Source organism: Desulfovibrio legallii (genome assembly GCF_004309735.1).
GTDB lineage: Bacteria > Desulfobacterota > Desulfovibrionia > Desulfovibrionales > Desulfovibrionaceae > Desulfovibrio > Desulfovibrio legallii.
In genome coordinates this window covers 50,625-64,772 of sequence record NZ_SIXC01000014.1, presented here as the reverse complement: position 1 = coordinate 64,772, position 14,148 = coordinate 50,625, and the positions used below count along the sequence as shown (strand labels likewise).

Genomic DNA, 14,148 nt, shown 5'->3' with positions numbered 1-14,148 from the left:
ATTTCCGTGGCCACGTCCACATCGGAAATGCGCGATTCCGCCGCCTGCAGGTTTTCTGCCTGGGTAGTCAGGTTGCTGATGGTGTTTTCCAGCCGGTTCTGCAAAGCGCCCAAATGCGCCCGGATGGCGTCCTTGGAAACCACGGCGTTGTTGATGCCCACCAGAGCGCTCTGGGCCGCATTCTGGGTGGAAACCGTGTAGGCCAAGCTGCCTACGGCGCTGTTGCCCACACCCAGAGCCGAGGCCGTGCTTGTGCCGATCTGGATGTAGTAGTAGTCCTCGTCCGAGTCGTTCATGGTGCCGAAGTGGACCTTCAGCTGGCCCGTGGCTTCCAGGCCGCTGCCGTCGTGCGTGCTGCTGGACAGGCTGCCGTCCAGCAGCTTGATGCCGTTGAAGTCCGTGGCGTTGGCGATTCGGGTAATTTCCGAAGCCATGGCCTGGTACTCCGAGTCGATCATGAGCCGCTGGGTGGAGTCGTAGGTGCCGGTGGCCGCCTGTTCCGCCAGTTCCTTCATGCGGGTCAGCTTTTCGTCGATGACGCCCAGGGCGCCGTCAGCGGTCTGGATAAGGGAAATGGCGTCATTGGCGTTGCGCACGCCCTGCTGCAGGGCGGCGATGTCTGTGCGCATGAGCTCGCGGATGGCAAGGCCGGCGGCGTCGTCCGCCGCGGAGTTGATGCGCAGGCCCGAGGACAGGCGCTGGGTTGAGGTTTGCAGGTTGCTGTAGTGTTCCGTCAGCGTATTGGCCACGTTGGCGGCCATTTGGTTGTGATTGATATACATACATTCCTCCCTGAATGCTGCATGTGCCGGGCGGCGCGAAATGCCGACGCGTCCTTGCGTGCTACCGCCTCTTGCAATCTTATCGGCACGGTCCGGCCGGGGTTTAGCCGGGGGCGGAAAAATTTTCCGGAGGTTCAGGAAGCAGAACGCACAGGGAGGCAGAGCAAAATTTTTTTGCCGCCCGCCAAGCCGCCAGCGGCAAGGGCAGACAAGGCGCTGGACAAGTGTCGCACTTTCTGTTTTTTTGTCGACGGTTCCCACGGCGCGGGCCGATTTCCGGCCAACGGCATCTGAAAGGACAGCCTCCTATGCGCACCACGCTGCACGATTTTCTTACGCGGCTTTTCCCCATCTGTCGGAGCATTACCGGCAACGGCGTCCGGGAGACGCTGCGCCTTATCCAGGAAGAGATCCCTGGGCTCCGCATTCATGAAGTGCCATCGGGCACCAAGGTTTTTGACTGGACCGTGCCCGACGAATGGAACATCACGGACGCCCGCCTTGTGGGGCCCGACGGCGAGGTGGTGGCCGACTTTGCGGACAGCAACCTGCACGTGGTGGGCTATTCCGAACCCGTGGACGCGGTTCTGGATCTGGAAGAACTGCAGGAACACCTGCACTCCCTGCCGGAGCAGCCCGAAGCCATCCCCTACGTCACTTCCTACTATGTGCGCCGCTGGGGTTTCTGCCTGCGGCACAGTCAGCGCCTGCGGTTGCGCCCCGGCAAATACCACGCTGTCATCCATTCCAGCCTGAAGCCGGGTTCGCTGACCTATGCGGACCTGATCCTGCCCGGCCGCAGCCGGAAGGAGATTCTGCTTTCCACCTACGTCTGCCATCCTTCCATGGCCAACAACGAGCTTTCCGGCCCTGTGGTGGCCACGGCCTTGGCCCAGTGGCTGGCCGCCGCGCCGCGCCGCTACACCTACCGCATTGTGTTTGCGCCGGAAACCATCGGCGCCATCACGTATCTGAGTCGGCACTATCAGGCCCTGCGCCGCAACGTGGCGGCGGCCTTTAACCTCACCTGCATGGGGGATGAGCGGGCCTGGTCTTTTGTGCCCAGCCGCAAGGGCGATACCCTGGCGGACAGGGCGGCCCTGCACGTGCTCCGGCATTTTGCGCCGGACTGCAACCGTTATTCGTTCCTGGACCGTTGCAGCGACGAGCGCCAGTATTGCGCCCCGGGCATAGATTTGCCCATGTGCAGCGTCATGCGCAGCAAGTACCACGCCTATCCGGAGTACCACACCTCCCTGGACGACTGCAGCCTGGTGACGGAAAAGGGCTTGCAGGAGAGCTTCGCCATGCTGCGCAGGATTCTGGAAGCCCTGGAAGAAAACGTGGTCTACAAAAATCTGGTGCTCTGTGAGCCGCAGCTGGGCCGCCGGGGGTTGTATCCCACCCTGAGCACGGCTTCCTCCTGTACGGAGGAGGTCAACCTCATGATGGATTTGCTGGCCTATGCCGATGGCCGCCTGAGCCTTCTGGAAGAGGCCGAGTTGGTGGGGAAGGACATTTTTCGCTGTGCCGCCGTTATGCGTCGCCTCAAGGAAAACGGCCTGCTCACCGTCTGCCCCGGTCGACCGCGCGCCGCCAGATCCCCTGCCGCGCCGTCCCTGCCCGAACTGCAGTCCGCCTGACCTCTTAGAGCAGTTTACGAATGAAATGAGTTAATTGCTCTGCAAGGATTTTCTTGAAAATCCTTGCCACGAAATGCGAGAAGGCAGGCTTTTGCCTGCCGTAAGCGAGCATTTCAAGTGTTAAATACTCTAGCGCTGGGCGCACCGCAGTTGCCGCCCCAAACAATAAAAAGCCGCCCCCGGCGTTGAACGCTGTCGGGGGCGGCCTTGTGCGCCTGAGCGGCGGGGACGCTATTGCTTCATCGCGTGGATGAGGTCGGCCAGGCGTTGGGCCTGTTCGGCCAGGTCGGCTACGGCCTTGGCGGCCTCATCCATGGCTTCGGCAGTTTGTCGGGACATTTCGTTGACGGTTTCAATGGAGCGGTTGATTTCTTCGCTGGCGGCGGATTGTTCTTCACTGGCCGCGGCAATGGCGTTCACCTGGTCCACAGTGCTTTCCACCTTTTCCACAATACCGTCCAGGGCCTGGCCGGACTGGTTGGCCAGCTCCGTAGCCTGGTCCACATTGCTCACGGCTTCTTCCATGGCGGCCACGCTTTTGGCCGTGCTTTCCTGAATGGCTGCAATGGCCTTGCCCACGTCGTGGGTGGAGGCCATGGTCTTTTCGGCCAGTTTGCGCACTTCGTCGGCCACCACGGCAAAGCCGCGGCCGGCCTCTCCGGCGCGGGCGGCTTCAATGGCGGCGTTGAGGGCCAGCAGGTTGGTCTGGTCCGCAATGTCCGAGATGACGCTCATGATCTGGTTGATAGACTGGGCGTGGGCATTGAGCTGCCCCATGTCGTCCTTGAGCTTGAGTGAAACCGCGTGCACGTGGCCAATGCTGAGCACGGATTTTTCCACAATATCCGCGCCGGAGCGGGCCTGTTCGCGGGTTTCGGCAGAGGCTGCGGAGGCCTCGGCCGCGTTTTTGGCCACTTCCTGCACGGTGGCGTTCATCTGGTTCATGGCCGTGGCGGCTTCTGCCAGGCGCTGGGCCGACTCCACCGCGCCCCGGTCGGCCTGTTCAATCTGGGCCGAGAGCTGGGTGGAGGCCGAGCTCACCACATGGGCCACTTCTTCCAGCCGGTTAGCGGCCTCCATCAGGGCGGCGCTGCGGGCGCGGGCCTCCGCGCCGGCCTGTTCGGCTTCGGTCTGGGCCGTCTGGGCTGCATGGGCGGCGTTGTCGGCTTCCTGGCTTTTTTGCTGCGCCTCGCGGATCAGGGTCTTGAGCTTACCGACCATGTCGCGCAGGCCTTCTTCCAGCACAGCCACCTCATCCCGGCCCGTGGGGTGGATGTCCACGTCCAGATTGCCGCCGGCCACGGCGCGGGCAAGGCTCGTCACCTGGGCCAGGGGCCTGGTGATGGAGCGCAGCAGCAGCAGAGAAAAGGGAACCACCACCAGCAGCAGTACGGCCAGAAAGCCCAGGCCGTAGGCGCGCACAGTGCTGCTGAAAATGTTGTGCATGGTGTTCCGCAACCGGGTCGCCTCTTTGTCCACATTGTCGATGTACACGCCGGTGCCGAGCCAGTAGGGCGTGCCGGGGACGGCTTCGGCGTAGCCCAGTTTAAAGACGTCGCCTTCGCCGGGTTTGGGGAAGACAAAGTCCACATAGTCGCCGCCCTTGGCAGCGGCTTTGCTCAGTTCCCGCACATAGTAGACGCCGTTTTTGTCTTTGGTCTGGCCCAGATCCTTGCCGATAAGCTGCTTCTGGGTGGGGTGGGCCGCGTTGACCGTGCCCTTGTAGACGTAGAAGTAGCCTGAACCGTCGTCCTCAAAACGGGATTTTTCTACAAAGTCCGTGATAATGCGAAGTTGGGCTGCTTCCGGCAGGCCCTGCGTCAGGGCGGCCAGGCCCTGGGCCGAAGAATGGGTCACGTCCTTGATGCGGGCGCGCTGGGCGTGCAGCAGCTGCTCCCGGCCCAGGCCCGTGCCTTCGTCGATGACCGTTTGCGTCATGCGATAGGAAAGCCCGGCCATGACGAGCAGGAACAGTAAGGTCATGCCCACAAGACAGATGATACGACAAGAGATGGTGTAGTTTCGCAACATGGCGGCAGTCCTCGGCGTGCGGGAGGGGGCGTCCCCGCAACGCAATATGGGGGATGTMTGGTCGCATCGTCCGGCCTGCGGCGCGTCCGTTTTAGGGGGATGACGTCAACAGGCCGGCGGGGGCGCGGCAAGGCGCAAAAGCGACAAGAATCCCAGGGAAATGCCATGCCCGCGGGACTGCGGCACCCCGCCCGAAAGGGCGGTGCATGGCCCGGCGCAAAGCCGGTGACAAAAACGCCGCGAGCGCGGCGTTGCTGGCTGGTGTGGGGCGCGGGGGATGCCCCCGCGCCCCCTTCAGGTATAAGATTTCTTTTCTGATAGCAAGAGCTTGCTTACCCCTGACGCATGCCGGCGATAAGTTCCGTCAGGCGCTGGGCCTGGGCGGCCAGGTCGCTTACGGCTTTGGCCGCTTCGCTCATGGCCTCTGCCGTCTGCTGCGACATGTCGTTGACCTGGGTAAGAGTATGGTTGATTTCTTCGCTGGCGGCGGACTGCTCTTCGCTGGCCGTGGCGATGGCGTTGACCTGGTCTGCCGTGGATTCCACCGTACTGACGATTTCCTGCAGGGCCGCGCCGGACTGGTTGGCGTAGTCCGTGGCGCTGTTGACCTGCTCCACGGCTTTATCCATGCTGTCCAGGCTTTTGGCCGTACTTTCCTGAATGGATTTGATGGCATTGCCCACGTCATTGGTGGAAGCCATGGTCTTTTCGGCCAGTTTGCGCACTTCGTCGGCCACCACGGCAAAGCCGCGGCCGGCCTCTCCGGCGCGGGCGGCTTCAATGGCGGCATTGAGGGCCAGCAGGTTGGTCTGGTCCGCAATGTCCGAGATGACGCCCATGATCCGACTGATGGCCTGGGCGTGTTCGTTAAGTTCCGTCATATCGTCTTTGAGCTCCAGCGAAACCTGGTGCACGGCGTTGATGCTCTGCAGCGAATTTTGGACAATGGACGCGCCGGCCTCGGCTTTGGCCTTGGTTTCGGCCGAGGCGCTGGAGGCAGCGCCGGCATTTTTGGCCACTTCCTGTACGGTGGCGTTCATTTCGTTCATGGCCGTGGCGGCCTCGCCCAGGCGCTGGGAGGTTTCGTGCGCGCCGCGGTCGGATTGCTCGATCTGGGCGGAGAGCTGGGTGGAGGCGGAGCTCACCACCTGTGAAACCTGCTCCAGCTGCGAGGCGGCGTGGAGCATGGCCTCGGTCTTGGCCCGGGCCTCGGCCCCGGCGGCCTCGGCCTGGCGCATGGCCTCGGTGGCTTTTTCAGACTGTTCGCGGGCTTTTTCCGATTCCAGGCGGGCCTGTTCTATATGTTCCTTGAGCGCGTGGACCATTTCCACAATGGCGGCGTACACGCCGCGTTTGGCGCTGCCGTCGTCCACGTTGTAGTCGCCGTCCGCCACGCGCTGGGCAATCTGCTGCAACTCGCCGGGGTCTTTGCCCAGCTGGGCGGCCACGCTCTTGGTCAGCAACCAGGTGACCACAATGCTGATGGCAATGGCCGCCAGCGAAAGCACCACGGAGGTGACCTTGGCGCTGTTGCCCGCGCTGATGGCCTGCTCCACCAGTTTTTTGGAGCTGGCCGTGGTTTGGGCGACGATATCCTCATAAACGGGGATCATGTTGTTGAAAAGGGGGCGGTACTGTTCGGCAAAAATTTTGTAGGCTCCGTCAAAGTCGCCGCCTCGGGCCAGTTGGGTCAGCTCTTTGCGCACCGTGCCCATCCGGGCGGAGGTGGCGTTGATTTTGTCCAGCATCTCTCTGGCTCTGGCTGCGTCCTGCGGAGGGAATGCGTCCAAGGTGTCCAGAAACGCGTCGCCCTTTTTTTTGATCTGGGCCAGGGTGTCGCTGTTGCGTTTGTCGTACTCGCTCACGCGGCTCACGTCCCGTGCCAACAGCATTGCCGAAAGGTTGGTGCGCATGCTCCAGAAGTTGACCTGCATGCCCTGGATGGCCACCACTGAGGGCATGATGTCCGTATCTACCGTGCTTACATTGACGTTCATGCCGGAAATGCTTTTGAAGGCCACGCCGGACATGAGCAAAAGAAGGACAATAATTCCGGAAAATGCAAGTACAAGTTTTGTCGCCAGCCGCATGTGTTATCCCCCCACAGATAGTGATACCGAAGACGTTTTTCCGTTCCTTTGACATGCTCCCGCAAAGAGGCCACAACGGGGTCGGCGCTGTGCAGAGGCGCAGCCGGAGCGTGGCCCGCGTGCTGGGATGTTCGCCGCGTTGCCGGGATGGCCCGCTGTGAACAATCGTTTTGCATTTTTTCGGAATTGTAAGCGCAATCATTAGGGGTAACTGTTTATTTATTTACTTTTTGTGTGTGAAATAAAGTCGATATACGCGAAATGTCGTCAAAATGGCGTGGACGTCGGCCAAGGCCGGCTCGGTGGGTTCGGGCTTGTCAGGCAGGGGGGCTTGCTGGCAGTATCCACATGCGGCCTGTGCGCCGCGTGTGGGATCTGGGTTTTGTGAAAGACTTCGGCGGCTGCGCCGGCGCGGACGCTGCAAAGACGCATGTGCCGGCCGCCCGCGCGGAAGAACGTTGGGCTGGGCGTTTTACTTGCCTTTGGGAAGGAACGTCCCCAAAGGCATTCTGCCCTGGAAGGCAGGAAGGAAATCATGAGCGAGGAAGTTTTGGATTGGAAGGACGGGGTGGCGCGCGTGCTTAATCAGCGTGATCTGTACACCCGCCTGCTGGGCAAATTTATTGAAAATGAAAAGGATACCCCCGCCAGGGTGGCGACGGCCCTGAAAAACGGCCAGGCCGAAGAGGCCCGCATGCTGGTGCACAGCACCAAGGGGGCAGCGGCCAATCTGGGGGCCAAGGCCCTGGCCGCGGCAGCTCTGGAACTGGAAATGACCATCAAGGCCGGGGCCGACCCCCAGCGTGTTTTGAACCACTTTGAGGTCGTGGCCATGGACACCCTGGTGACCATGCACGCTTTTATTACGCAATAGGCGGTTGCGGCCGGCACTGCCCGCCGCGCATTTCGTGCCTCCCATCGGGATACGCTCCGCGTGTGGCCTGAAGGGAGGTTTTTTTGTTCTTTGGCATATTATTAGGTCTGCCAGGCGCATTTCCCGCCCGTGACAGGCCCTTTCCCTGCCACCCTTGAACGCGCTCCTCTCACAAACCGGCGGCGTGCAGGATGTGCCGGCGCAGGTCGCGCACGGCGTCCAGGAGGGCGGGGTAGTCAAAGCGGGTGAACTGGCCGTCTTTATAGAGTATCTCACCGCCCACCATGGTCAGGCGGGTTTCCATGCCGGTGGCGGCGTAGACCAGTTGTGAGATGGGGTTATAGAGGGGTTGCAGGTTGGGGGCGTCCAGGTCCAGGGCCACGCAGTCCGCGGCCATGCCGGGGGCAAGGGCGCCCAGGCGCGGGTCGTGCAGGGCTGCGGCGCCGCCCAGGGTGCCCATGTCCAGCACTTGTGCGGCGGGGAGCAGGGTGGGGTCGTGCCCGGTGAGTTTGTGCAGCAGGGCGGCCCGGCCCATTTCGGTAAACATGTTCAGGCGGTTGTTGCTGGCTGCGCCGTCCGTGCCCAGGCCCACGGACATTTTTCGTTCCAGCATGGCGGCCACGGGGGCCGCGCCCGAAGCCAGCTTCATGTTGGAGGAAGGGTTGTGGGCCACCACAATATTTTTGCGGGCCAGCAGGTCCAGTTCGCGGGGGGTGACGTCCACTACGTGGGCCAGCGTACAGGGCAGATCCAGCAGCCCCAGACTCGCGCAGTAGGCCACAGGCCGCTGGCCCTGTGTGCCCACGCAGATTTGGGTTTCCGTCGGGGTTTCCGCCAGGTGGATGTGCAGGGGCAGGTGCAGCTCCGCGGCCAGATCGCGGCAGGCGGTCAGGATTTCCGGCGTGGTGGTGTAGACGCTGTGCGGGTTTACGGCTACACGCAGCCGGTCGTTGTCCTTGCAGGCTGCGGCCAGGGCGCGAGTGGCCTCCAGTGCGGCCTGGGGGCTCGCGCAGGCTGCGGAGGGAAAAGCAAACACGGCTTCGCCGCCCGTGCAGCGCAGCCCGGCCTCTGCAGCGGCCCGCAGTACGCTTTCTTCAAAAAGGTACATGTCCATGCAGGCCGTGGTGCCGGTGCGCAGCATTTCCGCATAGCCCATAAGGCAGCCCAGGTGGACCATTTCGGCCGTAAGGGTTTGCTCCACGGGAAAGATGCGCTGGTTGAGCCAGTCCATGAGGGGCATATCGTCGGCCAGGCCGCGCAGCAGGGTCATGGCCGCGTGGGTGTGGGCGTTGACCAGGCCCGGCAAAAGGATTGCCCGGCCCAGGTCAAGATCTCGCCGGGGCTGCCAGTGCGGGGCCAGATCTGCGCGCGGGCCCACGGCGGCCACCTGTCCGTGGTCCACGGCCAGAGAGGCGTTTTCCAGCACCCGGCGCTCACTGTCCTGGGTGACGATAATCGCCGCGTGGAGCAGCATGTCGCACTGTTGCATGAGTTCTCCTTGAAATAAGGGCTTAGATCGGGGCGAGTTTAGCGGCTGCCCGGCAGGCTGACAAGGGGCGGGGCGCGGGGCTTGCAAGATTGCGCCGCAACGTATATAGAAATGCGCTGGTATAACGCGCAGACCGCGCCGGGCCTTGCCGCCCTCGCGGGTGCGGCAGCCTTCGGGCCATGGGCCCGTCCACCTATTTGGAGGTGCGTTTTGTTTGAATCCCTAGCGTATGCCATGGGCACGCCCCAGGCCGGCGGCGCTCCCGCCAGCGGTACGGACATGCTGATGCAGTTTTTGCCGCTCATTATCATGTTCGCCATTTTCTGGTTCCTGCTCATCCGTCCGCAGCAAAAGCGGGCCAAGGCGCACAAGCAGATGCTCTCCGAGCTCAAGCGCGGCGACCATGTGATGACCTCCAGCGGTCTGTTGGGACGTATCCTTGAGATCGACGACGAGCAGGTCTTGCTGGAATGCGGCGAGGCCAAGCTGCGTGTTTCGCGCGGCGCCATCGGCGGTCTGCTGTCCGGTAAGGGCGGCAACAAGGACGCAGCCAAAGAAGAAAAGAAGTAGACCGCGGTACGGCGCGCCTCGCGGCCGTGCCGTCCCCTTGGGGCGGCCCCTGTGGTCGCGCGCGGCGGCGCGCATGCCGGGCCCGTGGGCCGGGCCGCAAAGGCTCGGTTCTGGGCCTTTTGCCGTTGGCTGTAAAAGCGCCGCCACGGTCTTTATGTCCTTGAGCGCGCACTGCACTCATGGCGCAACGTTCTCGAGCGGAAGGTGAATGATGGGTCTGCGTTGGCGATTGTCCCTGTCCATTCTGGTATTTGTCCTTGCCCTGGTCTACACCCTGCCCAGCGTGCCCGTGGTGGGGCCCGCGCTGCAGGGCGTGCTGCCCAAGAGCAAAATCAACCTCGGGCTTGACCTCAAGGGCGGCATCCACCTGACCCTGGGGGTGGACGTGGCCAAGGCCGTGAGCAACTCGTTGGCCCTGGCCGGCCAGGATCTGCGCCGCATGGCCCAGGACGAAAAAATTGTGGTGCTGCGCCCCCGCGTGGTGGGCGGCACTTCGCTGGAATTTCTCTTGCCCAGGGCGGAAAACGAACCCGCCCTGCGTGAGCTTCTGGCCAAGCATTTTCCCCAGTTGAGTGTGGGCGAACCCCAAAAGGGCGACGCCGGGCAGCTGCGCTATGTGGCCCATTTTACGGGCGCGGAAGTGAAGCGCCTGGAAGGTCTTGCCCTGGACCAGGCCCTGCGCACCATCCGCAACCGCATTGACCAGTTCGGCGTGGCCGAGCCGGATATCCGCAAACAGGAGGGCAACCGCATTCAGGTGCAGCTGCCCGGCATTTCAGACCCGCGCCGCGCCGTGCAGATCATCGGCCAGACCGCGCACCTGGAATTCCATCTGGTGCGCGAAGATGTGGATCCGGGCAAGGCCGTGCTGCCCCCCGGCGTTATTGTGCTGCCCTTGCTGGAGAAAAACCCTGGGCAGCATCAGCAGCGCGAGGGGCGCATTGCCGTGGAAAAGGACGCCATGCTCACGGGCGAGGACGTGGCCGACGCCAGGCCCGCCTTTGACAACATGAACCAGTCCTATGTGACGCTGACCTTCAACGCCCGCGGCGGCCGCATTTTTGAGCGCGTCACGGGCGAAAGCGTGGGGCGGCGCATGGCCATTGTGCTGGACGGCAAGGTCTATTCCGCCCCGGTCATCCGAGAACGCATCGGCGGCGGCCGGGCCAGCATATCGGGCAGTTTCACCACTGCCGAGGCGCAGGATCTGGCCATCGTGCTGCGCGCGGGCTCCCTGCCAGCGCCTGTCTCTGTGCTGGAAGAGCGCACCGTGGGGCCCTCTTTGGGGCAGGAAGCCATTGACAGCGGCATGCGAGCGGCCATGGTGGGCGCGACCGCCGTGGTGCTGTTCATCGGCGTCTATTACGGCCTGAGCGGCCTCATTGCCGACCTCATGCTCTGCTTTACCATGCTCATCGTCATGGCGGGCATGGGGGCCTTTGGGGCCACCCTGACCCTGCCGGGCATTGCGGGCATTGTGCTGACCATCGGCATGGCAGTGGACGCCAACGTGCTCATCTACGAGCGCATCCGCGAGGAACTACGCCTGGGGCTCACGCCGCTGGCGGCGGTGCGCGCGGGTTTTGACCGCGCGGCCATCTCCATTACGGACTCCAACCTGACGTCCATCATCGTGACCATCATCCTTTACCAGTTTGGCACAGGCCCCATCCGGGGGTTTGCCGTCACGCTGGGGCTGGGCATCATGGCCTCCATGTTCACGGCCATCTTTGTTTCGCGGGCCATTTTTGAAGAATGGGCGCGCCACTGCGGCCCCAAGGGCATCAGCATCTAGCGCCGGGGAGGCAGCGTCATGGGTTTGAGTTTTATCAAGCACGATACCAATATTGACTTTATCGGCTACCGCTACTGGTCCTATGGCATTTCCGTTCTGCTGATTCTGGTGGGGCTGGGCGCGGCCATCTGGGGCAACGGTCTCAAAATGGGCATCGACTTTGCCGGCGGCGTCATCGTGCAGGTGCAGTTTGCCCAGCCGGTGAGCGACGAGGCCCTCAAAACCAGTCTGGACGTGCCGGCCTTGCCCGGCATCACCACCCAGCGCTACGGCGAAGGCGGCCGCGACTATCTGCTGCGCTTCTCCAAAGCCGAAAACGCCGACGCCACGCAGCTGCGCACCACGGTAACCGGTACCCTGGCGGCGGCCTTTCCCGGCAACCCGGCGGAAATCGTCCGCCTGGAAATCGTGGGCCCCAAGGTGGGCGCGGATCTGACCAACAAGGCTTTGAGCGCCCTGTACTATTCCATTCTGCTCATTGCCGTATACATTTCCGGCCGTTTCGAGCAGCGCTGGATGGCCGGCGCGGCTATGGCCGGCGCCCTTTGGGGCGGTATGTATGTGGTGGGGCTTACGGGCCTGAGCATGGGCTGGCTGGTGCTGCTCTCTCTGGGCATCACCATGGGCGTCTGCCTGGCGCTGCGCCTCAACTTTGCCTTGGGCGCGGTGGTGGGCCTGCTGCATGACGTGTTGATCACCGTGGGGCTGCTGGCCCTTATGGGCGTGGAGATCGACCTTAATGTCATGGCCGCCCTGCTGACCCTGGTGGGCTATTCCCTCAACGATACCATCATTGTCTACGACCGCCTGCGAGAGAATCTGCGCGCCGACCCGCACATGGACATGGCGGCTCTGATCAACCGCAGCGTCAACCAGACCCTTTCACGCACCATCCTCACCAGCGGCACCACCTTTCTGGCCACGCTTTCCCTGTTCCTGCTGGGCGGCGGCGTCATCCACGACTTTGCCCTGACTATGCTCATCGGCGTGGTGGTGGGCACGGCTTCGTCCATCTACGTATCCTCCGCCGTGCTGCTGGCCTTGGGCGACACGGCCTTCTACGTCAACCTGGTCCAGAAAAAGGGACAATACGAGCGCCCCGGTGAACACGGCGTGGTGTAGCCTGTAGCCTCTCCTCCGCTACCCGTAAATAAAAACGCTGGGTGCCGCCCATGTCCGGGATACCGGATGTGGGCGGCGCTTTTGTATGTGGCCCCCTGCTTTGTCGGGGGGCCTTCTGTTGCCCGTGACCGGTACGCTCCGGCGCGTTTGCAGTTTTTCTCCACGTGGTCGCGGAGGTTGGCGCTCCCCGTTTCGAGCTTGCCAGGGGCATAACGTCTTTTGCAATGATGGTCTTTGTTAACACTACGGAATAATTCAACAGAGTAATGCCATGGGTTAGAAAATTAGGTATACTAAATGGTTGTTGTAATATTTTTATGCAACATCCTTAATTTTTTAAGATACTACAGCATGCCGCCGGAAACGGGTTTCTAATCTGTTTGCCCCCATGCGTTATCCCGCGCCTTTTGTTGTTTAGCGTTATTGCATTGAATTATGAAGCATCGTCGTTGCAGTATGTTGCCTCTAGCGTTTATTCGTAAAAAATGCCGTAGTTTCGTCGATATCACGACCCAAAAATCCTGCAAGCTCCATACATATAACGAATAATCGTAATGAATATTGCGCTGTTGGGTACATCGGGTTATAATGAACTAATTTCTCCCTGAGCACAAAATCTGGCTTGAAAAAGGCATGATAACAAAATGCCAGAGAATATTCTGGGCACGCACTCCACCCTGCGGGCGTGGGTGAAAAAATAAATTCGCATGTGATATTTTTAACAACATCTGCCATTATTCCGTATGGAAGCTGGGGAATACGCGCATCTATAACATGGAGTCATAGATACGCTTTGCATGTAACAGGAACGTGTCATGGAACTGAAACACCTTAGATATTTTTTAACTGTAGCTGCAGAAAGAAGCGTTTCAAGGGCTTCTTTGCAGCTAAATGTATCGCAGCCGTCAGTGAGTCGCGTAATACATGAATTAGAGGATGAAATAAGCATTCCACTTTTCTATAGAACGTCATCCGGCATGACATTGACTTCTTCTGGTGAAAAATTTTTCATGTATGCTAACAGAGTACTGTCAATAATGAATGAGGCAAAATTTGAAATATGCAAAATTGAGCGTAGCAACAGCATCATAAATGTTGGTTTTTGTTCAAGCATATATATATTTGAAATTATAGAAAAGCTAAAATATGTTGGATACAATGTAAAAAATTTACGCTTTTTTGAGTTCAACTCCATGAAACAAATAGCTGCTGTAAAGGATAAGCTGCTTGATCTTGCTATAATACGATATGCTGATGATTTTTCGTTTCCAGATCTCGAATGTTTACCATTTTTTAATAATGAGATTTTTGCCGTAGTACCGGCATCACACCGGCTTTCTGGAAAAAAATCAATTTATTTGCGTGAGTTGAAAGATGAAAAGTTTGTTGTTCTCAAAAGAGACGTGCACGAAAATATGAATAAGCTCCTTTGTGATGCTTGCGCCGTATCGGGATTCAGCCCAGACATCACATTTTGCGCCAATGGCTTCATGTCGGCACTGGCCACTATCGCCACCGGCGTCTGTGTGGGGCTGCTGCCGCGCAACATCGCCAATGCTGCTATTCCTGGCTACGTCTATCTTCCGATCAATGGCGGAAACTACTGTGTAGAGTCGGCCTGTGTATATAGGCGGAATGAAAAAAATGCCTCAGTTATTGAATTGGCAGAAAAAATTAAGCTCTGCTATTCAAATGAAATTTGTAAACAATGCGAGGGATAAATGCGTTCAATAAAACAAAAAATTATCCTGG

At 60.3% G+C, this 14,148-nt stretch carries 10 protein-coding genes; 6 read left to right on the top strand and 4 right to left on the bottom strand.

What is annotated here, in order from left to right:
* Window positions 1–782 (bottom strand): flagellin N-terminal helical domain-containing protein (locus EB812_RS10470; RefSeq protein WP_130958267.1); only part of this gene is annotated, 782 nt, incomplete at its 3' end.
* Between the two features lie 308 nt (window positions 783–1,090).
* Here EB812_RS10470 and EB812_RS10465 point away from each other — a divergent pair.
* The gene (locus EB812_RS10465) at window positions 1,091–2,425 is read left to right on the top strand and encodes a DUF4910 domain-containing protein (RefSeq protein WP_130958266.1); all 1,335 of its coding nucleotides are present in this window, start codon (window positions 1,091–1,093) and stop codon (window positions 2,423–2,425) included.
* A gap of 231 nt (window positions 2,426–2,656) precedes the next feature.
* On the opposite strand, the gene EB812_RS10460 is transcribed toward EB812_RS10465, so the two are convergent.
* Together EB812_RS10460 and EB812_RS10455 are read right to left on the bottom strand one after the other, a co-directional pair.
* Entirely contained in the window at window positions 2,657–4,456 is a 1,800-nt protein-coding gene (locus EB812_RS10460; protein WP_130958265.1) for a methyl-accepting chemotaxis protein, read from the bottom strand.
* A 332-nt stretch (window positions 4,457–4,788) separates the two neighbouring features.
* Window positions 4,789–6,546 (bottom strand): methyl-accepting chemotaxis protein, encoded by a 1,758-nt coding sequence (locus EB812_RS10455; protein WP_130958264.1) that lies wholly within the window; start codon window positions 6,544–6,546, stop codon window positions 4,789–4,791.
* Between the two features lie 535 nt (window positions 6,547–7,081).
* Between EB812_RS10455 and EB812_RS10450 the strand changes: the two genes are divergently transcribed.
* The gene (locus EB812_RS10450) at window positions 7,082–7,420 is read left to right on the top strand and encodes an Hpt domain-containing protein (protein ID WP_118229692.1); all 339 of its coding nucleotides are present in this window, start codon (window positions 7,082–7,084) and stop codon (window positions 7,418–7,420) included.
* Between the two features lie 169 nt (window positions 7,421–7,589).
* Here the strand turns inward: EB812_RS10450 and EB812_RS10445 are convergent, their stop codons facing one another.
* Window positions 7,590–8,909 carry an amidohydrolase family protein gene (locus EB812_RS10445; RefSeq protein WP_118229691.1) on the bottom strand — a complete coding sequence of 440 codons (1,320 nt, stop codon included), beginning with the start codon at window positions 8,907–8,909 and terminating at the stop codon, window positions 7,590–7,592.
* 210 nt (window positions 8,910–9,119) lie between these two features.
* On the opposite strand from EB812_RS10445, the gene yajC reads away from it, so the two are divergent.
* From yajC to EB812_RS10425, 4 genes are all read left to right on the top strand, one after another.
* Window positions 9,120–9,479, top strand: coding sequence for a preprotein translocase subunit YajC (gene yajC / locus EB812_RS10440; RefSeq protein ID WP_242621275.1), 360 nt, complete (start codon window positions 9,120–9,122; stop codon window positions 9,477–9,479).
* 211 nt (window positions 9,480–9,690) lie between these two features.
* Complete coding sequence (secD, locus tag EB812_RS10435) at window positions 9,691–11,274, top strand: protein translocase subunit SecD (RefSeq protein ID WP_118229751.1); 1,584 nt, start codon at window positions 9,691–9,693, stop codon at window positions 11,272–11,274.
* 18 nt (window positions 11,275–11,292) lie between these two features.
* Window positions 11,293–12,396, top strand: a complete 1,104-nt coding sequence (gene secF, locus EB812_RS10430; protein ID WP_130958263.1) for a protein translocase subunit SecF — start codon at window positions 11,293–11,295, stop codon at window positions 12,394–12,396.
* Between the two features lie 815 nt (window positions 12,397–13,211).
* Entirely contained in the window at window positions 13,212–14,117 is a 906-nt protein-coding gene (locus EB812_RS10425) for a LysR substrate-binding domain-containing protein (RefSeq protein ID WP_130958262.1), read from the top strand.
* Window positions 14,118–14,148 lie beyond the last annotated feature (31 nt).

What these genes read in the sequence shown, in the direction of transcription:
- EB812_RS10460 (WP_130958265.1), bottom strand. Translation starts at nt 4,456, where the DNA reads ATGTTGCGAAACTACACCATCTCTTGTCGTATCATCTGTCTTGTGGGC.
- EB812_RS10455 (WP_130958264.1), bottom strand. Translation starts at nt 6,546, where the DNA reads ATGCGGCTGGCGACAAAACTTGTACTTGCATTTTCCGGAATTATTGTC.
- EB812_RS10425 (WP_130958262.1), top strand. Translation starts at nt 13,212, where the DNA reads ATGGAACTGAAACACCTTAGATATTTTTTAACTGTAGCTGCAGAAAGA.
- secD (WP_118229751.1), top strand. Translation starts at nt 9,691, where the DNA reads ATGGGTCTGCGTTGGCGATTGTCCCTGTCCATTCTGGTATTTGTCCTT.
- EB812_RS10465 (WP_130958266.1), top strand. Translation starts at nt 1,091, where the DNA reads ATGCGCACCACGCTGCACGATTTTCTTACGCGGCTTTTCCCCATCTGT.
- EB812_RS10445 (WP_118229691.1), bottom strand. Translation starts at nt 8,909, where the DNA reads ATGCAACAGTGCGACATGCTGCTCCACGCGGCGATTATCGTCACCCAG.
- secF (WP_130958263.1), top strand. Translation starts at nt 11,293, where the DNA reads ATGGGTTTGAGTTTTATCAAGCACGATACCAATATTGACTTTATCGGC.
- EB812_RS10450 (WP_118229692.1), top strand. Translation starts at nt 7,082, where the DNA reads ATGAGCGAGGAAGTTTTGGATTGGAAGGACGGGGTGGCGCGCGTGCTT.